The sequence below is a fragment of the Microbispora sp. ZYX-F-249 genome, assembly GCF_039649665.1.
GTDB lineage: Bacteria > Actinomycetota > Actinomycetes > Streptosporangiales > Streptosporangiaceae > Microbispora > Microbispora maris.
Genome location: NZ_JBDJAW010000032.1, coordinates 64,963 through 90,365, shown reverse-complemented (window position 1 = coordinate 90,365; position 25,403 = coordinate 64,963). Strand labels below are relative to the sequence as shown.

26 protein-coding genes are annotated in these 25,403 nt (G+C 72.9%); 14 read left to right on the top strand and 12 right to left on the bottom strand.

All coding sequences use genetic code 11. The features are described 5' to 3' along the window. The first annotated feature begins 835 nt into the window (after positions 1 to 835). Positions 836 to 1,261: a PPOX class F420-dependent oxidoreductase gene (locus AAH991_RS30080; RefSeq protein WP_346229292.1), complete on the top strand. Its 426-nt coding sequence runs from the start codon at positions 836 to 838 to the stop codon at positions 1,259 to 1,261. Between the two features lie 93 nt (positions 1,262 to 1,354). Here AAH991_RS30080 and AAH991_RS30075 read toward each other — a convergent pair whose 3' ends face one another. From AAH991_RS30075 to AAH991_RS30065, 3 genes are read right to left on the bottom strand one after another with little or no spacing between them, the layout of a single operon-like run. Beyond that, positions 1,355 to 2,170 (bottom strand): SDR family NAD(P)-dependent oxidoreductase, encoded by an 816-nt coding sequence (locus tag AAH991_RS30075; RefSeq protein WP_346229291.1) that lies wholly within the window; start codon positions 2,168 to 2,170, stop codon positions 1,355 to 1,357. Beyond that, positions 2,167 to 2,640 carry a DUF6789 family protein gene (locus AAH991_RS30070; protein ID WP_346229290.1) on the bottom strand — a complete coding sequence of 158 codons (474 nt, stop codon included), beginning with the start codon at positions 2,638 to 2,640 and terminating at the stop codon, positions 2,167 to 2,169. Before AAH991_RS30070 ends, AAH991_RS30075 begins: the two co-directional genes overlap by 4 nt. Positions 2,641 to 2,661: 21 nt before the next feature. After that, positions 2,662 to 3,072 (bottom strand): hypothetical protein, encoded by a 411-nt coding sequence (locus tag AAH991_RS30065; protein ID WP_346229289.1) that lies wholly within the window; start codon positions 3,070 to 3,072, stop codon positions 2,662 to 2,664. A 322-nt stretch (positions 3,073 to 3,394) separates the two neighbouring features. On the opposite strand from AAH991_RS30065, the gene AAH991_RS30060 reads away from it, so the two are divergent. From AAH991_RS30060 to AAH991_RS30050, 3 genes are all read left to right on the top strand, one after another. Continuing rightward, on the top strand, positions 3,395 to 3,820 hold the full coding sequence (locus AAH991_RS30060; RefSeq protein WP_428834050.1) for a VOC family protein: 426 nt from the start codon (positions 3,395 to 3,397) through the stop codon (positions 3,818 to 3,820). Positions 3,821 to 4,005: 185 nt separating this feature from the next. After that, positions 4,006 to 6,201: a ThuA domain-containing protein gene (locus AAH991_RS30055; RefSeq protein WP_346229287.1), complete on the top strand. Its 2,196-nt coding sequence runs from the start codon at positions 4,006 to 4,008 to the stop codon at positions 6,199 to 6,201. Positions 6,202 to 6,275: 74 nt separating this feature from the next. Continuing rightward, positions 6,276 to 6,836 carry a hypothetical protein gene (locus tag AAH991_RS30050; protein WP_346229286.1) on the top strand — a complete coding sequence of 187 codons (561 nt, stop codon included), beginning with the start codon at positions 6,276 to 6,278 and terminating at the stop codon, positions 6,834 to 6,836. Positions 6,837 to 6,923: 87 nt separating this feature from the next. Here the strand turns inward: AAH991_RS30050 and AAH991_RS30045 are convergent, their stop codons facing one another. Next, positions 6,924 to 7,340, bottom strand: coding sequence for a CBS domain-containing protein (locus AAH991_RS30045; protein ID WP_346229285.1), 417 nt, complete (start codon positions 7,338 to 7,340; stop codon positions 6,924 to 6,926). Between the two features lie 168 nt (positions 7,341 to 7,508). On the opposite strand from AAH991_RS30045, the gene AAH991_RS30040 reads away from it, so the two are divergent. The 5 genes from AAH991_RS30040 (at position 7,509) to AAH991_RS30020 (ending at position 13,619) form a co-directional block, all read left to right on the top strand. Next, positions 7,509 to 8,300 carry an alpha/beta fold hydrolase gene (locus AAH991_RS30040; RefSeq protein WP_346229284.1) on the top strand — a complete coding sequence of 264 codons (792 nt, stop codon included), beginning with the start codon at positions 7,509 to 7,511 and terminating at the stop codon, positions 8,298 to 8,300. Continuing rightward, entirely contained in the window at positions 8,301 to 9,431 is a 1,131-nt protein-coding gene (locus AAH991_RS30035; protein WP_346229283.1) for a PP2C family protein-serine/threonine phosphatase, read from the top strand. A 105-nt stretch (positions 9,432 to 9,536) separates the two neighbouring features. Continuing rightward, positions 9,537 to 10,202: an esterase/lipase family protein gene (locus tag AAH991_RS30030; protein ID WP_346229282.1), complete on the top strand. Its 666-nt coding sequence runs from the start codon at positions 9,537 to 9,539 to the stop codon at positions 10,200 to 10,202. 198 nt (positions 10,203 to 10,400) lie between these two features. After that, positions 10,401 to 12,497 carry a sensor histidine kinase gene (locus tag AAH991_RS30025; protein WP_346229281.1) on the top strand — a complete coding sequence of 699 codons (2,097 nt, stop codon included), beginning with the start codon at positions 10,401 to 10,403 and terminating at the stop codon, positions 12,495 to 12,497. Between the two features lie 54 nt (positions 12,498 to 12,551). Next, positions 12,552 to 13,619 (top strand): hypothetical protein, encoded by a 1,068-nt coding sequence (locus AAH991_RS30020; RefSeq protein ID WP_346229280.1) that lies wholly within the window; start codon positions 12,552 to 12,554, stop codon positions 13,617 to 13,619. Here AAH991_RS30020 and AAH991_RS30015 read toward each other — a convergent pair. After that, positions 13,602 to 14,231 (bottom strand): copper chaperone PCu(A)C domain-containing protein, encoded by a 630-nt coding sequence (locus tag AAH991_RS30015; protein ID WP_346229279.1) that lies wholly within the window; start codon positions 14,229 to 14,231, stop codon positions 13,602 to 13,604. The two genes, AAH991_RS30020 and AAH991_RS30015, sit on opposite strands and share 18 nt — an antisense overlap. A 113-nt stretch (positions 14,232 to 14,344) precedes the next feature. Between AAH991_RS30015 and AAH991_RS30010 the strand changes: the two genes are divergently transcribed. The 3 genes from AAH991_RS30010 to AAH991_RS30000 all read left to right on the top strand — a co-directional run bounded on the left by AAH991_RS30010 (position 14,345) and on the right by AAH991_RS30000 (position 16,105). Continuing rightward, positions 14,345 to 15,358: a serine hydrolase domain-containing protein gene (locus AAH991_RS30010; RefSeq protein WP_346229278.1), complete on the top strand. Its 1,014-nt coding sequence runs from the start codon at positions 14,345 to 14,347 to the stop codon at positions 15,356 to 15,358. Beyond that, positions 15,355 to 15,687, top strand: coding sequence for a putative quinol monooxygenase (locus tag AAH991_RS30005; protein WP_346229277.1), 333 nt, complete (start codon positions 15,355 to 15,357; stop codon positions 15,685 to 15,687). The genes AAH991_RS30010 and AAH991_RS30005 overlap by 4 nt, the downstream gene beginning before the upstream one ends. Positions 15,688 to 15,886: 199 nt before the next feature. Beyond that, entirely contained in the window at positions 15,887 to 16,105 is a 219-nt protein-coding gene (locus AAH991_RS30000; RefSeq protein ID WP_346229276.1) for a PIN domain-containing protein, read from the top strand. 66 nt (positions 16,106 to 16,171) lie between these two features. Here AAH991_RS30000 and pruA read toward each other — a convergent pair whose 3' ends face one another. Further along, positions 16,172 to 17,845: an L-glutamate gamma-semialdehyde dehydrogenase gene (pruA, locus tag AAH991_RS29995; RefSeq protein WP_346229293.1), complete on the bottom strand. Its 1,674-nt coding sequence runs from the start codon at positions 17,843 to 17,845 to the stop codon at positions 16,172 to 16,174. After that, on the bottom strand, positions 17,845 to 18,756 hold the full coding sequence (locus AAH991_RS29990) for a proline dehydrogenase family protein (protein ID WP_346229275.1): 912 nt from the start codon (positions 18,754 to 18,756) through the stop codon (positions 17,845 to 17,847). Before AAH991_RS29990 ends, pruA begins: the two co-directional genes overlap by 1 nt. 83 nt (positions 18,757 to 18,839) lie before the next feature. On the opposite strand from AAH991_RS29990, the gene AAH991_RS29985 reads away from it, so the two are divergent. Beyond that, the gene (locus AAH991_RS29985) at positions 18,840 to 19,895 is read left to right on the top strand and encodes a PucR family transcriptional regulator (RefSeq protein WP_346229274.1); all 1,056 of its coding nucleotides are present in this window, start codon (positions 18,840 to 18,842) and stop codon (positions 19,893 to 19,895) included. Between the two features lies 1 nt (position 19,896). Here AAH991_RS29985 and AAH991_RS29980 read toward each other — a convergent pair whose 3' ends face one another. Both AAH991_RS29980 and AAH991_RS29975 read right to left on the bottom strand, forming a co-directional pair. Beyond that, complete coding sequence (locus tag AAH991_RS29980; protein WP_346229273.1) at positions 19,897 to 20,397, bottom strand: hypothetical protein; 501 nt, start codon at positions 20,395 to 20,397, stop codon at positions 19,897 to 19,899. A gap of 86 nt (positions 20,398 to 20,483) precedes the next feature. Continuing rightward, positions 20,484 to 21,491: an RNA polymerase subunit sigma-70 gene (locus AAH991_RS29975; protein WP_346229272.1), complete on the bottom strand. Its 1,008-nt coding sequence runs from the start codon at positions 21,489 to 21,491 to the stop codon at positions 20,484 to 20,486. Positions 21,492 to 21,606: 115 nt separating this feature from the next. Here AAH991_RS29975 and AAH991_RS29970 point away from each other — a divergent pair, with 115 nt between their 5' ends. After that, entirely contained in the window at positions 21,607 to 21,801 is a 195-nt protein-coding gene (locus AAH991_RS29970) for a hypothetical protein (protein ID WP_346229271.1), read from the top strand. Between the two features lie 195 nt (positions 21,802 to 21,996). On the opposite strand, the gene AAH991_RS29965 is transcribed toward AAH991_RS29970, so the two are convergent. From AAH991_RS29965 to AAH991_RS29955, 3 genes are all read right to left on the bottom strand, one after another. Beyond that, positions 21,997 to 23,133 carry a LamG domain-containing protein gene (locus AAH991_RS29965; RefSeq protein WP_346229270.1) on the bottom strand — a complete coding sequence of 379 codons (1,137 nt, stop codon included), beginning with the start codon at positions 23,131 to 23,133 and terminating at the stop codon, positions 21,997 to 21,999. 90 nt (positions 23,134 to 23,223) lie between these two features. Continuing rightward, positions 23,224 to 24,276, bottom strand: coding sequence for a glycosyltransferase (locus tag AAH991_RS29960; RefSeq protein WP_346229269.1), 1,053 nt, complete (start codon positions 24,274 to 24,276; stop codon positions 23,224 to 23,226). A gap of 115 nt (positions 24,277 to 24,391) precedes the next feature. Beyond that, positions 24,392 to 25,354 (bottom strand): anti-sigma factor RsbA family regulatory protein, encoded by a 963-nt coding sequence (locus AAH991_RS29955; protein WP_346229268.1) that lies wholly within the window; start codon positions 25,352 to 25,354, stop codon positions 24,392 to 24,394. Positions 25,355 to 25,403: the final 49 nt, after the last annotated feature.

The following is a 25,403-nucleotide window of genomic DNA, read 5'->3' as shown; positions in this document are numbered from 1 at the left end:
AAAGCCGCGGCAGGGCCGTCTTCCAATGGGGGCCGACCGGACGGGACTGGGACTACTTCGAAGTCCGCTACTCGTTCGAGAACGGAAAGGTGACCACGTACAAGGTGAAGCGCCGCGATCCGTGGAACGGCGGGTTCAGCGTGGACGCGGGCGGGCCGGGACCTGACCCCCTGGTATGCATCAGTTACGACGGACCCCAAGGTCCGTGCGGTTTTTCTCACTATTTCTCGGTCCGCGGTTGTGACAACAGTGGGGCTTTCCAGCTCGGGTCCGAGTGCAGTGGATGGTCGCTCCCGGGCCGATTGGTCACCTGATGCGCGGCCAGCCCTCCGGGGAGTGACTTGCGGCCGATCCGGACGGCGGCTCAACCGGTGAGCGCGGTCGCGGCGGAGTCGGCGGTGCCGTAGATGCGGAACAGCGACTCCAGGCCGATGATGCCGAGGATGCGCACCATGGGTCTCCATCCGGCCGCAGAGGGCCGCCCTCGTGGCCTCCTCAAGTATCGCGAGCAGGACTACGAATCCACTGTCTCCGACTACTTCGACTATTCGAAGGCCCACGGCCACATGCCGAGCATCGAGGGATACAGGACGCCACCCCGCCGGCCAAGGTGTCCGCCGTCGTCACCAACTTCGTGCGCTCCTGCGCTCAGGGGTTCGAGGCCCGCCGGCGGGACTGGCTGCGCGCAGCGATAGCCACTGACACTCTTGCGGCCGAACGTCTCCTCCGACAGGGGTCTGTTTCCAAGAGGCAGCGCGTCGCGCTGGAGGCAGGGGCGTCCCCGGTGGAGTACGCCGCTGGGTGAACGGCCGGAACGTGTCCTAGGTTCGAGGTCATGGAAAGGATGACCGAGGCGGAGTGGCGGGAGTTCGCGACGAGCGGCACCAGGACCGGCAAACTCGCCATAACCAGAGCGGACGGCCGGCCGCACGTGACCCCGATCTGGTTCGCCCTCGACGGGGACGACGTGGTTTTCACCACGCACGACAGCAGCGTGAAGGCCCGCGAGCTGCGGCGCGAACCGCGCGCGACCCTGTGCGTCGACGACCAGCGGCCGCCGTACTCGTACGTGATGATCGAGGGGGAGGCCACGCTGTCGGACGACCTCGACGAGGTGAGGCACTGGGCGACGGTGCTCGGCGGCCGCTACATGGGGGAGGACCGGGCCGAGGAGTACGGCAGGCGCAACGGCGTGCCGGGGGAGTTCCTGGTGCGGTTGCGCGTCGGCAGGGTCGTCGCCTTCAAGGACGTCGCCGGCTGATTGTCGTCGTGCGCATGTGGGCCGGGCGACGGGGAGCCATACGACGAGGGGCGGGTGGGTTCCCGCCCCTCGCCGGTCCTCGCCCGGAGGAACCTACTCGTCCCCGGCCGGGGAGTCGCCCTTGCCGGGCTCGGCCATGCGGCGGTGCATGGCGGCCTTGGCCGTGTCCGGGGTGATGCGGCCCGCCACGCCCTGGACCTTGTTCATGAAGGACCCGGCGACGACCTTGTCGTCGCCCTTCATCAGCGCGTCGAAGCCCTGCCGGGCGACCTCGGCCGGGTCGTCCTTCTTGCCCGAGCCCACCCGCGTGTCCTCCATGCCGGCCCGTCTGAAGAACTCGGTGTCCGTCGGTCCCGGCAGAAGGGAGGTGACGGTGACCCCCGAGTCCTTCAGCTCGTTGCGCAGGGCCTCGGCGAACGAGTGGAGGAACGCCTTGCTCGCGGCGTACACGGCCTCGAACGGCCCGGGTGTGAGGGCGGCGACCGACGACGTGAACAGGATCCTCCCCGCGCCGCGGGTGGTCATGGCGGCCACGGCGCGCTTGGCCAGGTGGACGGCGGAGGTGACGTTGAGCTCGATGAGCTTGAGCTCGGCCTCCAGCGAGGTTTCGCGGGCGAAGGCGCCGCCCACCCCGACGCCCGCGTTGATCGCGACGGCGTCCAGCGGGCGCCCGGCCGCGACGGCCGAGGTCCACAGCCGCTCCACCTCGTCGTAGCGGGTGAGGTCGGCGCGCACCGGCGTGACCTGCCCGCCGTACTCCTTCAGCGACTCGGTGGCGGTGGCGAGCTCCTCGTCCTCCGTCGTGACCACCACGTCGAAGCCGTGCTGGGCGAACTGCCTGGCGAGCTCGTATCCGATGCCGCTGGAGGCGCCCGTCACGAGCGCCAGGGGACGTTCCGTCGTCGTCATCTCTCCTCCTTCACGTCGTTCCGCCCGCCCGTTCCGCGCATGGCACGGACCGCGAGCGCCAGCGTGGTGCCATAGACCACGTGCGCCGCGGCCATGACGACCGGGCGGCCGCGTGCGGGGTCACGCGAGGCGGGCGGCAGGATGTTCAGGGCCGGCACCCAGCCCTCGTAGGCGCCGAGCCAGATCAGCAGGCCGTAGCCCACGCCGAGGGGGACGCCGGGCCCGCGCCGGCGGGTGAGCAGCGCGAACGCCGCGCCGCAGGCGGCGCCGAAGCCGAGGTGCGCGGCGGCGCCGAGGACGTTCTCCCCGGGTTTCGGCCGATGCCGGTGGCCCGGTAGGGCGGCCCTCACGATGTGCTTGGGCGGCTGGCCCGGCATCAGGCCGGTCTTCTGCCCGGCGAGCATCACCGCGCTCATCGTGACGGTGGACAGCGCGCCCGCGGCCGCGCCGCGTACGAGTTGGCGGATCAAGGTTCTCCCTCCAGGAGGCTGCTACAGGCGCCGGGACAGCTTCTCGGCGAGTCCCGCGGGATCGGCGACCGTCACGGTCAGACCGGGGTGGCGCAGCAGCCCGAACGGCTCGCCGCCCCGGATCGGCTCGTGGAACCGTACGCACAGCCCGCTGCGGGCGTTGGTGGCGAAGGTCAGGCCACGGTCGGCGAGCGACACATGGACGCCGATCGCCCGGAACGGCGAGTAGGGGCCGGTCGTCTCGACGCCGGAGACGTTGGCCAGCGGGGTCTCGGTCACCCACGGCCCGAACCGCACCCGCAGGGTGCCCGGGCCGACCAGGACGCCGGCGGTGTCCGGGCGGATGCCCAGGACGGACAGCAGCGGGGCGAATCGGGGGTCGAATTCGAACGCGTAGCGCTCCGGTCTGCCCGCGGTGGTGTCGTCGGTCATCGCCACCCCTCCCGGCGTCTCGGATCCGGGCCCGGGATTCGAGCACGTGTGCCGCGGGCCCCCGTCGTCGCGGCGCCGCCCCCGGCTCCCGCCGGGCCGGCGCCCCAAAGCCGCCATACCCTCACGAACGGGCTCAAACGGGGGCGCCCCGCCGCCCGTCCGGGCGCGTACCCCATGCCGGCGACGATCAGTGATCCGGGACGTCCGGCGAGCAGGTGCGGGTCGTTGTCGAGAACGGCCCGGCGGTTCCGTCCAAGGAGTGGATGCGGCCACGGCGGCCGTACGACACGGACAAGGGAGACCAGGCATGACCATCCGGCGGATGGACAACGTCCTCATCGTCGTCGAGGATCTCGATGCCGTCATTTCGTTCTTCGTCGAACTCGGCATGGAGCTGGAGAGCAGGATGCCGATCGAGGGATATTGGGTGGAACGCGTCATCGGGATCGACGGCGTCCGGCAGGACGTCGCGATGCTACGGACCCCGGACGGCCACGGCCGGGTCGAGCTGGCGATGTTCCACACGCCGAAGGCGATCAGCGCGAAGCCGAAGGACGCGCCTGCGAACACGCTGGGCATTCGCCGCATCATGTTCGCCGTCGACGACATCGAGGAGGTCGTCGCCCGCCTGCGTGCGCACGGCGCCGAACTCGTCGGCGAGCTGGCGCGGTACGAGGACATCTATCGGCTCTGCTATGTCCGTGGTCCCGAAGGCATCGTCGTCGGACTGGCCGAACAACTCGGCTGAAGGCCGGCACCAACCCGCAAGCCCGCCGCCCGGTTCGCAGCCGACCTGCCCGAGCGACCGGCTCCGGCCGGCGACGACCACCGCCGGGTGCTCCCCCCGGCCTGCACTACCTGCGGGCCTGACCACCCCCCACCCGCGCGGGGAGGTGAGCTTTTGCTCTATGCAAGAAAAGGGCTGACAGGAAGGTGACGAATGATTTCACTTTAGTTACGGGCCTGGCCGCCGCCGAGACCGGCGCGGCGCCCGTTCTCGACGTCGCCACGCTGTCGCCGGTCGCCGGGCCGAACTACAACGGTGCGACGAACACCGCGTACACCCCGTCGACCACGACCGGGACCAACGGCTGGTTCACCAACGGCGAGGTGACGCTGAACCTGTCCGCCACGGACGACGAGGCCGTCGCCTCGTTCCGTGTGACGGTGGGCACGGATGCCGCCGTCGAGGTGCCGGCGGTGCGGAACGGCACCCGCGGCACGGCCACCTACGTCGTCACGGGCGACCGCAACAGCACCGTCCGCTACGTCGCGGTCGACGCCGCCGGCAACGCCTCGGCCGCCAGGACGATCAGCGTGCGCATCGACACCAGGCCGCCGGTCGCCGCCTGGCCGGGCGTCTCGGGCGGCAAGGTGCCGCACAGCGCGGCGGCCTCCTCCATCACGCCGACGCGGACCGACCCCACCCCCGGATCGGGCGGCGCCGCGGTCCGGGACATGTGGATCGACGGCAAGTGGACCTACCCGCTGCCGCTCGACCCGGCCACCCTGTCCGTCGGCGCGCACACGTGGGCGGTCACGCTCGGCGACTCCGCGGGCAACGGTGCCACGTACACCCTGACCTTCCAGATCACCACCTCGGTCGCGGACGTCCGCGCCCTCGTCCAGCGCTACGTCGCCGCCGGCAAGGTCTCGGCCTCCAACGGGGACCGCCTCCTGGCGCTGCTCACCCAGGCCGACGCCGGCGGCGACGCCGCCGTGGCCGCGCTGACGCGCTTCGGCGCGCTGGCCGGCCAGGTCGTGCCCGAGGGCCACATGCGCGACTCCCTTGTGAAGGACGCCGCCTACCTGGTCGAGGAGCTGCAGGGGGTCCAGCACCCCGACGTGGCCACGGGCGTCACCGTGAGCGCGGCGCGTGGCATGGAACGTGCCCCGTTCCGGCTCCCGACCGAGTCCGTGCGCAACGAGAAGCCGAAGTTCAGGGTGCTCGCCTTCGGCAACAAGCCGGGCGCCTTCCGGCACGAGCACATCCCGCTCACCATGGCCGTGCTGCAGGACCTGGTCCGGGCCAACAACTTCGACGTCGACGTGTACGACTACCTCAGCCCCGGCGTCTCGGTGCCGAACCCCTTCGAGAGCATCAACGGGGGCGGCTTCGTCGCCCTGCACGGCGCCACCGACTCCATGCACCAGTGGGACTGGTACAAGGGCCTGGCCGGCGGCGAGTTCGACAACCACGGCTCCAACGGCGGCGGCATCCAGAACACCTGCGGTGCCTGCAACATCGGCGAACTGGTGACCGAGGACGGCACCAACCCGGCCACGCGCCAGTTCCCCGAGAAGCTGAAGATCGTGGACGAGCTCTACAACTGGGCCTTCCTGCCGCGCGAGAAGGTCCACGTCCTGCAGACGCTCAACGAGGCCACGTACGTGGGCGGCATCGGCGCCAGCGCGGGCCGGGTCGAGGGCGCCGACCACCCGATCTCGTGGTGCCAGAACTACGACGGCGGGCGCTCGTTCACCCAGGCGCTGCTGCACAACTGGGCGAACACGCTCGACCCGATGTTCCAGAAGAACATGCTCGAGGGCGTCAAGTGGGCCGCCGGTCAGACCGAGGCGAACTGCGTCAGCCACGAGGAACTGCGCAAGCTCGTCGCGGCAGGTGTGGCGGACGGGTCCGTCGGCGCCGACCTGGCCGCCCGGCTCGGCCAGGCGCTCACCGCGTCGTACGACGCCTACCTGGTGAAGGACTACGCCGGCGCGCTCGCGCAGGCGAAGGCCTTCCGCCAGACGGTCGACTCCGGCCACGTGGGCGGGCGTGCCCAGAGCACGCTCCGGGACCGGGCCCACGAGCTCGTCGAGTGGATGAAGACGCTCGACGACAAGAGCGTCCGCCTGGGGTTCGTGTCCCAGCCCAAGACGACGGCCGTGGGCAACGGTGAGGACGCGGTCTTCGCCGCGCCCGCCGAGGGCCGCAACGTCGCCTACCAGTGGCAGGTGAAGTCGCCGCGCTCGTCGGAGTGGGCCGACATGGCCGGCGAGACGTCCTTCGCGATCGTCGTCACGGCGACCCCGGAGCTGTCCGGCTCCGAGTACCGGGTCCGCGTGACCGACCCGACCGGCGAGGTCGTCTCCCGTTCGGCGTCCCTCAAGGTCAGCGGGCGCTGATCCCCGCTCCGGGGCCCGGGCGCGCATCGCGCCCGGGCCACCGGAGCCCTCCCGACGAGACAAGGAGTGGATGGATGGGCCAGGCACTCACCCGGGTCGCACTCGCCGTGGCGGCGCTCGCGTTCTGCGCCGGGTGCGGCGGGGCCGGCTCTCCCGCGTCCTCCGCCGGTTCTCCCGCGTCCTCCGCCGGTTCTCCCGCGTCCTCCGCCGGTTCTCCCGTCTCCTCCGCCGGGTCCTCCGAAGCGAACGGCGCGGCGTCGCCGGTGACGTGCGACATGCGGCCGCGCACGCCGCCCGGCGAGGCGACCTCCTGGACGCACCCGGCCCAGTCCTTCTACAGCCCGTCCGACCAGGACATCCCCACCAGGGCGAGCCTCGACCACCTGCTCGTCAAGGACGACGCCCTGGTGATCGAGTACTCGGCGCGGCTGCCCGCCGCGTCGCTGCGGGCGCTGCGTGACTGGACGTACCTGCAGACCGCGACCGTGGCCGTGCCGGGGGACGACTCCGCCGCGGTGCGCGCGGTGATCGCCTCGACCGAGCTGGTCTGCGACGGCGTCGACACGGTGCAGCTCTCGGAGCTGGCCCGCAGCAGGGCCCTCGGCCAGGTGGGCGGACACGGCGACGCGGGATGAGGGGCGCGCCGGCCCGGGAGTGGTACGGCCCCGCACGCACGGAGCCCCGGCCACGGGGGCCGGGGCTCGGAGAACGTGCGGCGCGCGTCAGTCGGTGCTGATGGCGTCCACGAGGTCGCCCACCGGGCGGTCGGGCAGGGCGCGGGCCACGTCGGCCAGCGCGACGATCCCCACCAGCTTGTGGCCGTCGATCACCGGCAGACGCCGGACCTTGTGCGAGGCCATCGTGCTCAGGATCTCGGCCGCGTCGTCGTCCGCGCCGATCGTCACGGCCTCGCCCTGGGCGAGCTCGCCGGCCTGGCACGACTTGGGGTCCTTGCCCTGGGCCAGCACCTTCACGACGATGTCGCGGTCGGTCAGCACCCCCTTGAGCCGGTCGTCGGTGCCGCAGATCGGCAGCGAGCCCACGCCGAGGCGCGCCATCTTCTGCGCGGCGTCGAGGACGGTCTCGTCCGCGTTCACACACTCGGCCCGGGGGGTCATGATGTCGCGAGCGGTCGTCATGCCTTCTCCTTTCTTCGTGTGCCGTACACGCGGCCGGGGGACGGTCGCGCGCAGGGGCGGGGAGTGGGGGGCTCCCGCCGCCTACCCCCGACGGGACGGCGTACACGGCCGTCCGGATTTCCGCCCCGAATTACACCCAGAGTGAATGGGTTTGTACGCTTGCGCGTCATGAGTGTGATGGTGCGTAACAACGTGCGAATCACCGGCCGGCCGGACGGCCGCCCGATGGTCTTCGCCCATGGCTTCGGGTGTGACCAGAACATGTGGCGCCTGGTCGCTCCCGCCTTCGAGGACGAGTACCGGATCGTCCTGTTCGACTACGTGGGGGCCGGCGACTCCGACCTGTCGGCCTACTCCCCGGAGCGTTACTCCTCCCTGCAGGGCTACGCGCAGGACGTGCTGGACATCTGCGCCGAGCTCGACCTGACCGGCGCCGTCTTCGTCGGCCACTCGGTGAGCGCGATGATCGGGGCGCTGGCGGCCATCAGGGAGCCGGCGCGGTTCCGTGCGCTGGTGATGGTCGGGCCCTCGCCCCGCTACATCGACGACGAGAGCTACGTCGGCGGTTTCAGCGCGGCCGACATCGAGGAACTGCTGGAGTCGCTCGACAGCAACTACCTCGGCTGGTCCAGCGCCATGGCGCCGGTCATCATGGGCAACCCGGACCGCCCCGAGCTGGGGGCCGAGCTGACCAACAGCTTCTGCCGCACCGACCCGGACATCGCCAAGCGGTTCGCCACCGTCACGTTCATGTCGGACAACCGGGCCGACCTGTCCCGGGTGCCGGTGCGCAGCCTGATCCTGCAGTGCTCCGACGACGTGATCGCCCCCGTGGAGGTGGGCAAGTACGTCCACGAGAACATCCCCGGCAGCGAGCTGGTGCTGATGCGGGCGACCGGGCACTGCCCCAACCTGAGCGCGCCCGAGGAGACCATCTCCGCGATCAAGGCGTTCCTGTAGGTGAGCCTCGCCGAGGAGGACTTCGAGGATCTCTACGAGCACGCGCCCTGCGGTCACCTGTCCACACGGCCCGACGGGACGATCATCCGGGTCAACCGGACGCTGCTCGAGCTCACCGGGTACGACGCCGGCGAGCTCACCGGCGGCATGCGGATCCAGAACCTGCTGGCCGTCGGCGACCGCATCTTCTACGAGACCCACTTCGCCCCGCTGCTCGCGATGCAGTCGGTCGTCCGCGAGATCGCGGTCGACGTGCGCCGCGCCGACGGCACCCGGCTTCCGGTGCTGCTCAACGCGGTGATGCGGGACGACCCGAGGGTCATCCGCTTCTGCGTCTTCGCCGCCACCGACCGCCGGGAGTACGAGCGCGAGCTGCTGCGCGCCCGCCAGCGGGCCGAGCGGTCGGAGGCGGAGGCGCGCGAGCTGGCCCGCACCCTGCAGCGCAGCTTCATCCCGCCGGTACTGCCGGAGATCCCGGGGCTCCAGGTCGCCGGGGCGTTCCGGCCGGCCGGAAACGGCGACCTGGTGGGCGGCGACTTCTACGACATGTACGAGACCGCCGGCGGCTGGGCTCTCGCCCTCGGCGACGTGTGCGGCAAGGGGGTGGAGGCCGCCGTCGTCACCAGCCTGGCCCGCTACACGCTGCGGGCCGCGCCGATCCGGGAGCCCAGCCCCTCGGCGGTCCTGTCCGCGCTCAACCGGACCCTGCTGCGCGAGCGGGCGGGCCGGTTCGTGACGGCGGTGTACGGCCAGCTCGCACCCGCGGGCCCGCACTTCCGGCTCACGCTCTCCCTGGCCGGTCACCCGCCTCCGCTGCGGGCCCGGGGCGACGCGGTCGGCGAGATCGGGCGGCCGGGCAACGTCCTCGGCCTGCTGCCCAGCGTCAGGCTGACCGACGTCGACGTCGATCTCGCACCCGGCGACGCGGTCCTCTTCCACACCGACGGCGTCGTCGAGGCGCGCAGGGACGGGGAGCTGTACGGCGAGGAGCGGCTGCGCCGCCTGCTGCGCGACTCCCGCGCCATGGAGGCGGACGGGATCGCCGACGCGATCGTGGACGACGCCGTGGCCTTCCAGTCCGGGCTGACCCGCGACGACATCGCCCTCGTCGTGCTCAAGATCCCCGGCTGACCCGCCCCTACCGGCGGGACGGGGGACGGCGACTGGTGATTTCCCCGATGCCGTGACCCGGACCGATCGCGAGACTCCTGTCATCCCCCACGGCAAGGAGATCTCATGCGTCGGATCGTCGGCCCCCTCCTCGGCCTCCTGGCCCTGCTCGGCTTCCTCGCTCCCGCCGTCCCCGCCCAGGCCGCCACCCACAACCCCGTCGTCTTCGTCCACGGCTACACGGGCAACAGCACCAACTTCGCCGCCCTGCAGGCGTACCTGGTGGCCAACGGGTGGTCGGGCAGCAGGCTGTTCGGTTACAACTACAACTGGGCCGGGTCGAACGTGGTCAGCGCCCAGGGCCTGGCCGCCTTCGTCGACGACGTCAAGGCCCGTACGGGCGCGTCCAAGGTGGACATCGTCAACCACTCGATGGGCGGCCTGGTGACCCGGTGGTACCTGCAGAAGCTCGGCGGGGCCGCGAACGTCGGCCACGTCGCCTCACTGGCGGGGGCCAACCACGGCACGACCTACGCCGGTGCCTGCACCATCTACGTCTCGTGCATCGAGATGCTGCCGGGCTCGGCGTACATCACCTCGCTCGTCGGCGACGAGACGCCGGGGTCGGCGAGGTACGGCACCTGGGTGTCGCCCTGCGACGGCATCATCATCCCCTACACCAGCACCCGGCTGTCCGGGGCGGACAACCACACCCTCGCGTGCGTCGACCACCTGTCGATCCTGAGCAACATCCAGGCGATGTCCGGCGTCCGCGACCTGCTCGACAGCTGACCGTCTCCACTCCCCGCCGGGCGGCCCGCACGCCGCCCGGCGATGGTGCGCGCCCTCCTCGATCGGTAACGGCCCTGCCACAATCGCACGGAAACGCGGCTCATGCTCCGATTCGCGGGCACCCTGGGGTCAGGCAGGAACGGAGAGCCGGAAAGCGGGGGCGGGATGGCGTGGGCGGCCCGCGCGGGCGCTGTCGTCATGGGTGTGGTGTCCGCGGTGCTCGTGGCCGCGGCGCTGCTGATCCTCGCGGGGCTCCCGGCGCAGTGGCGGGTGCCGGGGACGGTCTCACCGCTGATGCCGGCCGGGGTGACCTTCCCTGTGGTCGGCGCGTTCCTCATCGCGTACCGGCCCCGGCTCACGCTGGCGTGGCTGATGTGCGCGGGCGGGCTCGCCGCCGCCGTCCACGACTTCTGCCACATCGCGATGCTGGCGTCGATGGCGCGCGGGGACCTCGCGCTCGCGGAGTTCCTGAGATTTCCGGCGCAGGCCGGCTGGGCGGTGAGCGGGATCACGCTGGAGACGCTGCTGCCGCTGTACTCCCCGGACGGCAGGCTGCCCTCGCCGCGCTGGCGGGCGGTGGTGCTGCTCGGTGTGGCGTCCGTCGGGACCGAGACGGCGCGCCAGTTCGTGCGGCCCGACCCGCCTCTCGAGGGCTATCCGCTCCCCGCGGTCGTCCACAATCCGCTGCAGATCCCGGCCCTGGCGCCGTACATGCCGGTGATCGGGACGCTGGCCTGGACGGCGATCGGCGTGTCGCTGGCTCTGGCGGCGCTGTCACTGCTGCTGCGCTTCCGCCGGGCGGACCCGGCGGGCAGGCGGCAGATCGGCTGGCCGCTGTTCGCGTTCGCCGGGTACGTCGTGTTCTCGCTCCTGGGCCTGGCCGCGCCCGGGCTGGTCTGGCTGTCGATCGTCTGGGCGGCGCTCGTCCCGGTCGCGATCGTGTTCTCGGTGACGCGCCACCGGTTGTACGGCATCGACACGGTCGTCAGCCGGACCTTCGTCGCCGCGGGGCTGCTGGTCGTGGTCGGCGGGGTCTACTTCGGCGTGGCCGCGCTGTCGAGCCTGGTCGTGTCCGGGTACGACCAGGTGGCCGGGCTCGCCGCCGCCCTGCTCACGGGCGCGTTCTTCCAGCCGCTGCGCCGGATGCTGCAACGCGCCGTCGACCGCCTGCTGTACGGCCCGGTGGGCGACCCGCGCGTGCTGGCCGAGCGGCTGGTCCAGGAGGTGCGCCGGGGCGATCCGGCGCAGGCGCTGGAGCCGGTGATCGGCGTGCTGCGGGAGGGCCTGGCGGTGCAGGGCGTCGCGGTCGAGGTGACCGGCGGTGAGCCGGGGCTCCGGGCCGGGGTGGCCGGCGCGGTCAGCGGGCAGGTCGGCGACTCTCCGCGCGAGGTGCCGCTGGTCTGGCACGGCGAGCGGGTGGGGCGGCTGCTGGTCGGCCCGCCCGCCCCGCGCCGGTTCCCCGCCGCGCACGACGAGCGGGTGCTGGCCACACTGGTCCCGTACGCGGCCGACGTGGCGCACGCGGTGCGCCTGGCGGCCGACCTGCAGCGCTCCCGGGAGCGCATCCTGGCCGCCCGGGAGGAGGAACGGCGGCGGCTGCGCCGCGACCTGCACGACGGCCTGGGCCGGACGCTCGGCGAGATGGCCGCGGCCGTCACCATGGCCCGCGCCAGCCTGAGGAGTTCCCCGGAGACGGCCGACAGGCTGCTGCGCGAGTTGCGCTCCGGCATGGACACGGTCACGCACGACGTCCGGCAGCTCGTGTACGGCCTGCGCCCGCCCGCCCTGGACGACCTGGGCCTGGCCGCCGCCCTGCGGGCGCTGACCGGGCCGGACGATCCCGAAGGCCCCGCCACCGCGGTGCACGACGAGGGCGACCTGGCCGACCTGCCCGCCGCCGTCGAGGTGGCCGTCTACCGCATCGCGCAGGAGGCGCTGACCAACGCCCGGCGCCACGCGCGTGCCACCCGGGTCCGGGTCGAGCTGCGCCGCGAACCCGCGGCGCTGCGCCTGCTGGTGACCGACGACGGCGTGGGCCTGCCGCCGGAACGCCGCACGGGCCTCGGCCTGACCTCCATGCGCGAGCGCACAGCGGAGCTGGGCGGAATCTGCGTCATCACCGGCGAGCCGGGGGCGGGCACCACGGTCGAGGTCACGCTCCCCCTGCCGGCGCACGGAGCGCCGGTGGACGGAGCGCCGGTGGACGGAGCGCCGCCGGTACGGCGCCACCTCGCCGGTCCGCCCGGACAGGCCGCCGGGATGTCCGGCGGGGCGGCGGATTTCGTGGTCTCCTGAAGCGATCCGCCGAAGGGGCGGCGGCCACCGCGTTCATAGGAAGGGGAACCTGGGATGACGGCACGGGTGGTGCGGGTCGGAGACGCGCGAGCGGCGGCGGCCCGGTGGGTCGCCCGGGAGGCGGCCGCCGCCCCGAACTTCGCCGGGGCCTTCCTGACCGGCTCCGCGGCCTGGGCGGACCCCGGCGCGGTGCTGCCGCCCACCTCGGACGTCGACGTGGCGGTCGTGGTCACCGACCCCGTCGCGCCGCCCAAGCTCGGCAAGATCCCATGGGACGGCGTGCTCGTCGAGGTCACCTACCTGTCCTGGGACCGGCTCGCCTCGGCGCGGGAGGTGCTGGCCTCCTGCCATCTGGCCGGCTCCTTCCGCACCGACACCGTGATCGCCGACCCCACCGGGCGCCTGGCCCGGCTGCGGGCCGCCGTCGCGGCGGGCTTCGCCGAGCGGCGCTGGGTCCGCCTGCGCTGCGCGGACGCCGAGAGCCGCATCACCGGCGGGCTCGCGGCGCTCGACGCACACGCGCCGTTCCACGACCAGGTCACGGCCTGGCTGTTCCCGGCCGGCATCACGACCCACGTGCTGCTCACCGCGGGGCTGCGCAACCCCACCGTACGGCTGCGCTACCCGGCGGTCCGCGAACTGTTGCGGAGCCACGGCCGGATGGACGTCTACGAGGAGCTGCTCGGCCTGCTCGGCTGCGCGCATCTGCCCCGCGAGCGGGTCGGGGCCCACCTCGCCACGATGACGAGGGCGTTCGACGCGGCGGCGGCCGCGGCCCGCACGCCGTTCCCGTTCTCCTCCGACATCACCACGGCGGCCCGGCCGGTGGCCGTCGACGGCGGCCTCGACCTCGTCGCCCGGGGACTGCACCGCGAGGCCGTCTTCTGGATCGCCGCGACGTACGCCCGGTGCCTGAAGATCCTCGCGGCGGACGCGCCGGGGGAGCAGGGCCACCGCGCCGGATTCGCGGACCTCGCCGCCGACCTCGGCATCGGATCGCCGGACGACCTGCCGCGCCGGGCGCGCGAGGTGATCGCGTACCTGCCCCGCCTGCGCGCGGTCGCCGAGGAGATCATCGCCGCGAACCCCGAGGTCCGGGACGGATCAACCCCCGGTGGGTGACGGGCTCGGCGGGACCGCCGGCGGAGGGCTGGGCGACGTCGCGGGCGAGAGGCTGGGCGAGACGCTCGGCGACGTGCTCGGCGACGTGCTCGGAGACGTGCTCGGCGACGGGCTCGGTGAGCCGCCCGGCCAGGGGGAGTAGGTGCTCCGCCACGCTCCGGGCGGCAGGACCGGGACGTCGATCCGGGCCGAGCCCGCGTTCTGGAACCGGAACGTCACCGGGATCGTGCCGCCGCTGCCCAGCGGGCGGGTGAGGCCGGCGAGCAGCACCTGGGGGAGGGCCGTCCCGCCGACGTATCTCCCGCCGGGGATCTCCAGGCCGCCGGCGGGCAGGCGGGCCTCCCGGAACAGGCCTCCGGTGTCCACCGACACCAGACGGTCGGTGCGGCCGCTCTCGTTGAGCAGCATCATGTAGACCGGCATGTCCGTCCCCGGCGGGGCGGGCTGCTGTGCGCCCAGGATGAAGGCGTTGCGCAGCAGGAGGCCCGGCAGGTTCACGTTCGCCCCGTCGTTCTGGGGCATCGTCTGCGTGTAGTAGTCCTGCTTGATGTCGCCGCACGCGGCGGTGACGGCCGCGCCCGCTATGCAAAGAGCCGCCAGGATCCTGCGCATGTCGACCTCGGCTCGCTCGGAGGCGTCTTCCGGGTGCGGTACCCCCTCTGACCCTGGTCTACCACCCGAAAATTATGCGAGGCTCCAATCCCCGAGCGAGTGGAGGAAACGCCATGCAGCCGATCTCCCCGGAGAAGGCCCCCGAGAAGGCGGGGTTCGTGCCGGACCTGCCTCAGCGGCTCGAGGCCCTCGTACGGCGGGGCGGGGCGCCGGCCCTGCACGGCGTCGTGGTGGCCCGGCACGGCGCGGTCGTCCTCGAGTGGTACGGCGGCGGCGAGGATTACGTGCTGAACACCCCGCTCGGCCACGTGGACTTCGGGCCGGACACGCCGCACGACCTTCGCTCGGTCACCAAGAGCGTGGTGGCGCTGCTGTACGGCCTGGCGCTGGAGTCCGGCCTGGTGCCGGACCCCGGCGAGCCGATTCTTTCGGTCTTTCCCGAGTACGCCGACCTGGCGGCCGATCCCCGCAGGGCCGGGCTGACCATCGGGCACGCGCTGACGATGACGTTGGGCCTGGAGTGGGACGAAAGCGCGCCCTACACGAGTCCGGCGAACAGCGAGATCGCGATGGAGATGGCGCCGGACCGCTGCCGCTACGTGCTGGGGTGCCCGTTCGCGGAGGAACCGGGCGAGCGGTGGCGCTACAGCGGCGGCGCCGCGGCCCTCGTCGGCGCCATCGTGGAGAGGGGCACCGGCCGCCGCCTTGAGGAGTTCGCCCGCACCGCGCTGTTCGAGCCGCTCGGTGTGGCGGCCTTCGAATGGTCGGCCGGTTCGGACGGGAGGGCCCTGGCGGCCTCCGGCCTGCGCCTGACGCCGCGCGGCCTCGCCCGGATCGGGCAGGCGGTGCTCGACCGGGAGGTCGCCTCCGGCTGGATCGGGGAGATGCTGCGCCCGCGCGTGCCCGCCTGGGAGAACGTCTCCTACGGGTACATGTGGTACGTCGGCCCGGGGGCGCGGACGACGGCGATCGGCAACGGCGGCCAGCGGCTGTTCCTGCTGCCCGATCTCGATCTCGTCGTGGCCGTCACCGCCGGCGACTACAACGGACCCGGTCAGGACACCGCGCCGAGGGCGGTCCTGGAGAATGTGGTCCTGCCCGCGCTCACGTCAGGAGACGCCCGATGATTTTCATCACCGCGAAGTTCCGGGTGCTGCCGCAGCATGCCGACCGGTGGCCGGAGATCACCCGTGAGTTCACCGAGGCGACCCGCGCCGAGCCGGGCTGCCTCTGGTTCGACTGGTCGCGCAGCCTCGACGACCCGGCCGAGTACGTCCTCGTCGAGGCGTTCCGCGACGACGAGGCCGGGGCGGCGCACGTGGGATCGGAGCATTTCCGGACGGCGCGGCGGACGCTGCCGCCCCACCTCGCCGAGACCCCGCGGATCGTCAACGTCACGGTCCCGCAGGACGACTGGTCCCTCCTCGGCGAGATGGCCGTCCCCACCGAGGACTGAAGCCCAGAACCGGCAGGCGTCCCGGCGCTGCGGGCACGGCGTCCGACGCTGTTCGGCCGCTCACACACGCGCCGAGACGAGCGGCCATGACGGCGGCCGTGTCTTTCGCCGTCGTCACGTCGCCCCTCGGCGGTATCGCCCTATCAGGGCCCCGTCTGACGACCGCTCCGGAGGGACGCCGGCAACTCTGCCGCGTAGAGTGGCTGAACTGACGGAACTGCATCCGCGCGACGTCGACAGAGCCGCGCGGCTGGTGGAGGGGTACGCGGGTCTGCGACTGGGATTCGTGGACGCCTCGGTGATCGCCCTGGCGGAACGGATGAGAATCGATCGGGTCGCCACGATCGACCGGCGCCACTTCACCGTGGTCCGGCCACGGCATGTCCTGGCGCTCACACTTCTTCCCGCGGTCCTGTAGCTCGGCAGAACCTCGGCAACGACGCCCCCGGAACCCGTGTGCGGGTTCCGGGGGCATGGTGGCTCGTCAGTAGCCGAGCTCGCCGAGGTCGGGCTGCTGCCAGCCGCCCTGCGGCACGTCGCCCTTGTACGGACCGCCGACGACCGGGGGCACGAAGGTCTCCTTGATCGTGCGGGCGTTGACCCAGCGGATCAGGTTGAAGATCGAGCCGGCCTTGTCGTTGGTGCCCGAGGCCCGGGCCCCGCCGAACGGCTGCTGCCCGACCACCGCGCCGGTGGGCTTGTCGTTGACGTAGAAGTTGCCCGCCGCGAAGCGCAGCCGCTCGGTGGCGTCGGCGATCGCGTACCGGTCCCGCGCGATGACCGACCCGGTCAGCGCGTACGGCGCGACGCTCTCCATCTGGTCCAGCACGCCGTCGTACGCCGCGTCGTCGTAGACGTGGACGGCCAGGATCGGCCCGAAGTACTCCTTCACGAAGACCTCGTCCGCGGGGTCGGCGCACTCCAGCACGGTCGGCCGCACGAAGTAGCCGGCCGAGTCGTCGTAGGAGCCGGTGAGCACCTCGATCGAGTCCGCGGCACGCGCCCGGTCGATCGCCTCCCTGTGCTTGGCGAAGGCCCGCGCGTCGATGACCGCGCCCATGAACGTCGACAGGTCGCCCGACACGTCGCCCACGGTGAGCGACTCGGCCGCCGACACGAAGTCGTCGCGCATCCGGGTCCACAGCGAGCGCGGCACGTACGCACGGGAGGCCGCCGAGCACTTCTGGCCCTGGTATTCGAACGCGCCCCGCAGCAGCGCGGTGGACAGCACCCCGGCCTCCGCGGACGGGTGCGCCAGGATGAAGTCCTTGCCGCCGGTCTCGCCGACGAGCCGCGGGTAGCCCCGGTAGCCCGCGATGTTCTCCCCGACGGTGCGCCACAGGTGCTGGAACGTGGCCGTCGAACCGGTGAAGTGGATGCCGGCCAGCTCCGGATGGGGGAGCGCGACCTCGGAGACCGCGCCGCCGTTGCCGGTGACCATGTTGATCACTCCGGGCGGCAGCCCGGCCGCCTCCAGCAGCCGCATGGTGAAGTGCGCGGAGAACTGCTGCGTCGGCGACGGCTTCCACACCACGACGTTGCCCATCAGGGCCGCCGCCGCCGGCAGGTTGGCCGCGATGGAGGTGAAGTTGAACGGCGTGATCGCCAGGACGAAGCCCTCCAGCGGGCGGAACTCCATGCGGTTCCACACGCCCGGCGACGACTGCGGCTGCTCGGCGAGCAGCCGCCGAGCGTAGGCGACGTTGAACCGGAAGAAGTCGATCAGCTCGCACGCGGCGTCGATCTCGGCCTGCTGCGCCGACTTCGACTGGCCGAGGATGGTGGCCGCGTTGAGCGTGGCCCGCCAGGGGCCGCTGAGCAGCTCGGCGGCCCGGAGGAACACCGCGGCGCGCTCCTCGAACGGCAGGGCCCGCCAGCGCGGCGCGGCCTCCAGCGCCGCGTCCACCGCCGCCCGGACGTCGGCCGTGGTGGCGTCGGCCGTACGGCCGAGCACGGCGGCGTGGTTGTGCGGCTGCACGACGTCGATCGGGGCGCCGCCGGCCATGCGCCGCTCGCCGCCGATCGTCATCGTCAGGTCGAGGGCCGTCCCGGACAGCTCCTTGATCCGGGTCTCCAGGGCCGCGCGCTCGGCGCTGCCCGGCCCGTACCCGTGCACCGGCTCGTTCGCCGGCACCGGGACATCGCTGATCGCATCCATCATTTACCCCTCAGAGCGCGAAGGAAGAAGGCGACGTTGGCCGGGCGCTCGGCCAGGCGGCGCATGAAGTAGCCGTACCAGTCGTCGCCGTAGGGGACGTAGACCCGCACCCGGGACCCGGCCGCGGCCAGCGCCGCCTGCCTGTCGGCCCGGATGCCGTAGAGCATCTGGAACTCGTAGTCGCCGGTGCCGCGCCCGGCGCTCACCGCGAGCGAATCGGCGATCGCGATCAGCCGGTCGTCGTGCGTGGCCACCATCGGATAGCCCGTGCCGTTCATCAGCACGCGCAGGCAGCGCACGTACGCGCGGTCGACCTCGGCCTTGCTCTGCCAGGCCACCGAGGCGGGCTCGCGGTAGGCGCCCTTGACCAGCCGCACCCGCGACCCGGCGAGGTCGCGGCAGTCGGCCTCGCTGCGGAACAGGTAGGCCTGGATCGCCACGCCGGTCTCCGGGAAGTCCTCCCGCAGGGTGCGCAGCACGCCGAGCGTCGCGTCGACGGTGGTGTGGTCCTCCATGTCCAGGGTGACCGTGGCGCCGCACTCCCGCGCCGCCGCGCAGATCTGCCGCGCGTTCTCCAGGGCCATGCCGGGGTCGAGGGCCTGGCCGACGGCCGACAGCTTGACCGACACCTCGGCCCGGTCGCCGAGGCCGAGCGGCCGCAGCTCCTCCAGCAGTGAGACGTACGCCTTGGCGGCGGCGACGGCGGTCCCGGGATCCCGGACCTCCTCGCCCAGATGGTCGATGGTGACGGACAGCCCCGAGCCGGTCAGGCGGCGCGTCGCGGCGACGGCGTCCGCGGCGGACTCTCCGGCCACGAAGCGGTCGACGACCTTGCGCGTGAGCGGGAGCCCCGACACGGCCCGGCGGGCGAGCGGGCTGCGTGAGCCCGCGAGAAGCAGGGAACCGAGCATGGCCTCAGGCTAAATCCGCACGTCACGGAAGTTCCACGGACATCCGCCACAGCATTTTTCGACAAATGCACAAGAATGTCAGCATGCAAGACATCGTCGATGAGATCTCCCGCCTGCTGGACGCCTCCGTGACGCTGGAGGACCGCTCGTTCAACCTGCTGGCGTACGGCGCGCAGAGCGGGGACATCGACCGCGTCCGGCAGGAGTCGATCCTGCGCCGGCACGCGTCCGACGAGGTGCGCGCCCACTTCGAGGCGTACGGCATCGCCACCGCGACGGGCCCGGTGCGCATCCCCGGGCTGCCCGGCCTGCTCGGCCGCGTGTGCGTGCCGCTGCGGCACGGCGGGGTGACCTACGGCTACCTGTGGGCGCTCGAATCCGGCGCGCTCACCGACGAGCGCCTGGCCGCCGTCGCGCCGCTGGTCGGCCGGGCGGCCGCGCTGCTGGCCACGCAGGCCCGGGGCCGGCACGCCCCGCTGCGCCAGTTCTTCTCCGCCGACCCCGCGGTCCGCGCCACCGCCGGGGTAGACGCCGAGGGACCGGTGACGGCGGTGGCCGTCCGGACGCCGGCGGAGGTCCCGGGGCCGCCGCGCACGCTGCCGCGCGGCGTGCTGGCCGACCCGGACGTGACCGAGACGGCCGTGGACGCGCCGCTCCTCGCCGTGCTGGCGCCCGCCGCGCAGGCCGCGCACGTCGCCCGCCTCCTGCACGGCCTGTACGGCATGGCCGCGGGGATCGGGGGCCCGCGCGACGACCCGGGGGAGGCCTGGCAGAGCTGGCGGGAGGCGCTGCTGGCGCTGCGGGTGGCCGAGCACGTCGAGCGGCACGCCCCGGTCGCCGACTGGAGCGGGCTCGGCGTCTATCGGCTGCTGGCCCGGCTGTCCCCGCGCGACCTGGCCGACCTCGCCGCCGAGTCCGCCGCGCTCACGCCCCGGATCGCCATGAGCGTGGAGGCCTACCTCGACCACGCCGGACAGGTCCAGGAGACGGCGGCGGCGCTGGGCGTGCACCGGCAGACGCTGTACTACCGGCTGGGCAAGGCCGGGCACCTCACCGGGCTCGATCTCGCCGACGGGGAGGACCGCCTGCTGCTCCACCTGTCGCTGAAGGCGGCGGCCCTCCTCCCCGGCCACGTGTGACCTAGTGGATCCGGGTCATGTTCGACTCGTAGCCCCCGCCGCCCGGGTAGTGCCAGCGGCCGGTCATGGCGTCGTCGCCGGTGGTGAAGGTGCCCCGGAAGTACGCCGGAGACCCCTTCGCGCCGCCCCAGATGGTCAGCGTGTCGCCGTCGAGTTCGTAGACGTAGTCGAGGGTGTCGCCTCCGCCGCCGTAATAGCGGGACTTGATCTCCTCGCTCGGCGCGTCCGCCCCGTAGGGCTTCTCACGGCCGATGATCTCGATGCCGGCGATCGGCCGGCCGTCCTGCTCCAGGCGGATGTCCTGGATGAGGAAGAAGCCCCCCTCCATCCAGCGGTAGGTGACCGTGCCCTCCGCGCCGCCGGTCACGCGCCAGGAGCCGACGAGCCGGTCCAGCGCCCTGACCTGCTCGTCCGGCTGCGCCGTCCCGGTGATGTCCGTCCCGGTGATGTCCGGCCCGGTGATGTCCGGCCCGGTGATGTCCGGCCCGGTGATGTCCGACATGGTGTCCTCCTTCTTCCGTTCGTGCGAGTGCGCTCCTATGACGGCGCGGGCGGAGGAAGGGAATCGGTCCGCACGGAGGATTTACATCACGGTTTAGTAACGGTGGCCTCGATTGTGAGCGGCAGGCCGAAGTGGGGCAGCAGCTCGGGGCCGAAGGTGGTGATCTCCGTGACGAGGCCGTCCTCGGCGCACAGGACGTCGATGTTGACCGCGCCGAAGGAGGTCTCCCCGGGCCGCCGCACGTAGTTCGCCACCGCGGGCTGCCGGTTGACCGCGAGCGGGACGCAGTGCCACTCGCCCCAGCGCTCCTCGCCTTCCAGGACCGGACGCCACATGTCGAGCACGGCCGCCCGCCCGGCGAACACCAGGGCGGCGGGCGGCATGGCCTGGCGGACGTCCTCGCGCAGCAGCGCCGCCAGCCCCGTCAGGTCGGCGTTCCTGGACGCGGCGACGTACCGCTCCAGCAGGTCGAGCTCGTCGCGGCTGGGCCGGGTGGCCGCGGCCCAGTCCGCCCGCCGCCTGGGCAGGCGGTCGCGCAGCGTCGCGCGGGCGCGCTGCAGCGCGCTCTTGACCGAGGCGACGCTCATCTCCAGCGCCCCGGCGGTCTCGGCCACCGGCCAGCCGGCCACGTCGCGCAGGATCAGCACGGCCCGCTGCCGCGGCGGGAGGTGCTGGATCGCCGCGAGGAACGCCAGCTCGACCGTCTCCCGGGCGATGGCGGCCGCGTCCGGCCCGCCCTCGTCCGGCGCCGCCAGATCGAGCAGTTCGTCCGGATAGGGCTGGAGCCAGGGGACGTCGGCCGGGGCCGGGCGCCCCGGGTGTCCCTGGACGTCCGCCACCACCTCGCGGGCGCGGGCGCCGGACAGTGCGTCCAGGCAGGCGTTCGTGGCGATCCGGTAGAGCCAGGCCCGGAACGTCGAGCGCCCCTCGAAGCCCTCCCGCCCGCGCCAGGCCCGCAGGAGCGTCTCCTGCACCAGGTCCTCCGCGTCGGTGAACGACCCGAGCATCCGGTAACAGTGCACTCGCAGCTCGTGCCGGTGACGCGCGGCGAGCGCCCCGAACACGGCCTCGTCGCCCGCCCGGACCGCCTCCACAGACGGCTCCGCTGCCGGGTCCACAGCCGGTTCCGCAGCCGGTTCCGCAGCCGGTTCCGCCGTGGGCCGCCCGGCCGTGCCGTCCCGTCCGCTCACACCCGCCCCCATGTCTCACATGATCACAGGTGCCGCGGCCGGTCGGCGACATGCTCGCCCTTGCCCGGCCGATCTCGTCGTCGGCCGGAGACTCGGCCTGCCGGTCGCGGCGGTGCCGCAGGAGAACTCCGGCCCATTCGGTCCGATCTTCGCCATGAACCAGCCGGCCTCCAGCGCCCTCACCCTCGGGGACCTGGAGAACATCCAGCCCTGAGACCTGCTCACCTGCCGCGCGGGAGTGGGCCGCCGGTGCGACCGGCATCGCGGGGGCGAATGTGCTCGCCGAGCCTGATGCGACCTGAGGGCGGCGTCCATGAAGCGGACGCCGAGGATCGCTCGCCGAGCGCGCCCCGGACCACCGGTGACAGCCGAGGCGGCCCGCGCCCCGGCTGTCGAGATCACCGGAAGGCTATCGCCCCGGAGCCCGGTAGACGCGCACCCGGTCGACGTACACCGTGCCACCGGAGGCGTCGTTGCGCAGCACCAGGCCCATGCCCTCGGACCGGGGGACGTACGGGCCGGTGTAGTTCCACACCTGCCTGCCGTCCAGCCAGAAGGTCACCCGGCCGGGCAGCCGGTCGACGGCGATGGTGTGCCATTGGGTCAAGTCGGCCGCGAGCGCGGCCTGGGCCGATTCCCGGCCCTGCCGGACGGAGAGCTCCACGCGCCGCCCGCCCGGGATCGCCGTCACGCCGATCGCCTCGTCCCCGGCGTCCGCGCCGTCCGTCCCCGCGCCGTCCGTGTCCGCGAAGCGCGCCGATTCCGGGATGTCGTCCTGCGGGCCGGCGTATTCCGAGCCGGCGTGCCGGAAGTCTTCGTACTGGCCGGCGTCAGGCCGGGCGGACCGCAGCAGCGCGACGGGAAGCGCGCCGTCCTCGGCGCGCAGGCGGACCTCCCAGCGGCCGTACCGCTGGACCGACGAGGCCGACAGGTCCACCTCCCGGCCGCCCCCGCCGAGGCGCAGCGCCTGCCCGCCGAAGTCCTCCACCAGGGCAGGGTCGCCCCGGCCGCCCGTGGAGGCGCCGGAGGAGCGGGGGAGCGGCGTACGCGACGGCGCGGCGGGCTCCCGCGCGGCCACGTCCGCGCCTCCGGGAATCACCCGGGCGGGCGCCCTGCCCTCCCGGGGCACGTCCTCCGGTTGGATGACGTCCACCACGACCGGCCCGTCCGCGGTGCGCACCGGCCGCGCGAGCCGCATCGGGGGCTCGGCCCGCGTGGTGGCCGTGGGCGTCGTACGCGGACTGGGGGAGGAGACGACCGAGGGGCTGGGAGAGGGACGCGGCGACGCCGCGGGGACGTCGCCGATCTTCTCCGCGGCCTTCTCGCCCTCCTGGCCGGCGGCGCCCTCGTCGGACGTCGCGGCGGCCGCGGTGGCGGTCTGCGTCGCGCCCAGACCCGCCGCGTTCGCGTTTCCCGGCAGGACGCCGGAGGAACCGGGGGAGGACGCGGACTTCTGCGCGGTGGACTCGCCCCCGGCGTTGAACACCTTCGTGGAGTCCCCGCTCGAACATGCGGTGGCGGCGGCGATGAGCATCGCCGCCGCCACCGCTAAACCAGGCCCATGAAGTGACATGAGCCGAGTTAATCACATGATTTCACTCAGATAACGGCCCTAATCCGGTAATATCGCTTGCCTTTACGCGCAGGTCTTCTCATATACGCGAAGCAGTTCCATGCTGATTCGCTCGACCGAATAGCGGGAACGGGCGCGGTCGGCGGCCGCGTAGCCGATGGCCGTACGCAGGGTGGCGTCGCCGAGCAGGCGGCGGATCCGGTGGGCGATCTCCAGCGGGCGGTCGGGCCGGGTCAGGAATCCGGTCACGCCGTCCACCACCGAGTCGAGGTGCGCCCCGGTGGCCGAGGCGATGACCGGGATGCCGCACGCCATGGCCTCCAGCGCCGCCGTGCCCGTGGGAACGGTCGGCGGCAGCGACAGCACCAGATCGGCGCTGCGCATGAGCTTGGGCATCGCGGTGTGCGGGACCATGCCGAGCATCTCCACGCGGTCGGCCACGCCGTGCTCCCCGGCGAGGGCGCGTAGCCGCTCGACGCTCAGGTCGTCGCCGCCGGCGATCACGAGCTCGGCCTCCGGGACGGCCCGCAGCGCGTGCACGGCGTAGTCGGCGCCCACGTGCCCCACGTGCAGGAGACGGGGCCGCTCGCCCCTCGGGAAGGCGGGGCCCTGGCGGCGGAACCGCTCGATGTCCACGCCGTGCGGGACGACCGAGATGTTGCGGCGCGGCACGCCCATCCGGATCAGCTCCGACTCCTCGTCGGCGCAGGCGGCGATGACGGCCCTGGCGCGGCGCCCGATCGCGCACTCCAGCCGCCGCACGGGCGCGGCGCTCCGGCTGTCGTCGTAGTGGCTGTGGAAGGTCTGGGTCACCGGCACGCCCAGGCCCTCGGACCCGGCGATGGCGGCCAGGCCGCTCGACCACGAGTAGGCGTGGATGATGTCCGGGCGGTGCTCCCGCCACCTGCGCCGCAGGCCGTCGCTGAAGTCCGAGATGTAGGGGAGGAGGTCGCTCTCCGACAGCTCCACGTCGGGCCCGGCGGGCACGTGCTCGACCCCGTCCCCCTTGACCTTCGACCGGGTGTAGACGGTGACCCGGTGGCCCCGCCCCAGCTCACGGGCGATGGCGGGAGTGTCGGGAGTCAGCTCGTGCGCGGAGACGATCGCGATATCCATGGCACACCTCAAGACAGGAAGGCGTCTGAAAGGGGTGTGCCTGCGTCCTAGGCACGCTCGATGTAGATGATGTTTACCTTACTCTGATTCGCGCTAAACGCCTAATCGGGAAAAATCATGCGCTCTCCTGCAGCCGGGAGGCGGCCGCCCGCAGCCTGATCCGGCAGCCGCCCGCCTCCTGCCGTATGTCCAGGTGGTCGCAGATCTGGCGGGCCAGCCACAGGCCGTCCCCGGGCCGCTCGTCCGCCCCCGGAGGCGTGAAACCGGCGAGCGGATCGCACCCGGACCCGGTCTCCCGGCCGGCCCACAGGTCGTACACCAGCGCCCCGAAGCTCTCCCACATCCGGACGGTCAGCGGCAGGCCCAGGTAGCGGGCCGCCTCGTGCACGGCCACGCACAGCAGCGCGCTCTTGTCCTCGGCCAGCCCGTGGAGCCGGGCCTGCCTCCCGGCGAAGTGCCGCACGCCGTGCAGGTGGCCGATCGTCGCGGCCGCGGCGCCCGGGGGAGCCTGCGGCAGCGGTTCGCGGTCGCACTCGCCGATGAACCGCGCCGGGTCGGTGTACGCGGGCGACGTCCGCCGCTCCCGGCCGCCGACGCTGATCGAGGGGTGGGTGCGCATCGCGGCCTCGACGAGGCCGGGACCGGCCGTCCCGGTGTCGTACGGGCAGATCATCCACACGCCCGTGCCGGCGAGGATCACGTTGAGCGCCGACTCCATCCGCTTCCAGGCCACGACGTCGCGGGGAGAGCGGCCCGCCCACACCGGCTCGGCCAGGATGCGCACCCGCCCGCGCGCCCCGTTGCGCTCCCAGTAGCGCAGGAACGCCGCCGCCCGCTGCGCGGTGCGGCGGCCGAAGTAGGCGCTCTCGGCGTAGTCGACCTCCCGGGCGTCGTCGCCCAGCGCGGCGCCGAGGAGATCGAGGTTCTCGGCGGTCGTGGTGACCAGCACCGGTTCGCCCCTGCCGAGGCCGTCCCGTACGAACGGCACGGCCATCTCGAGGAACTCGTCTCCGGAGCCGTAGAGACCGGCCTCGTGAATCAACCCGAGGACGCCGACCGGTCCGTATCGCTCTGCCATGCGATCGCCCCCACGCACCGCGTCCCCTTCAGTCCACCACGTCCGGGTG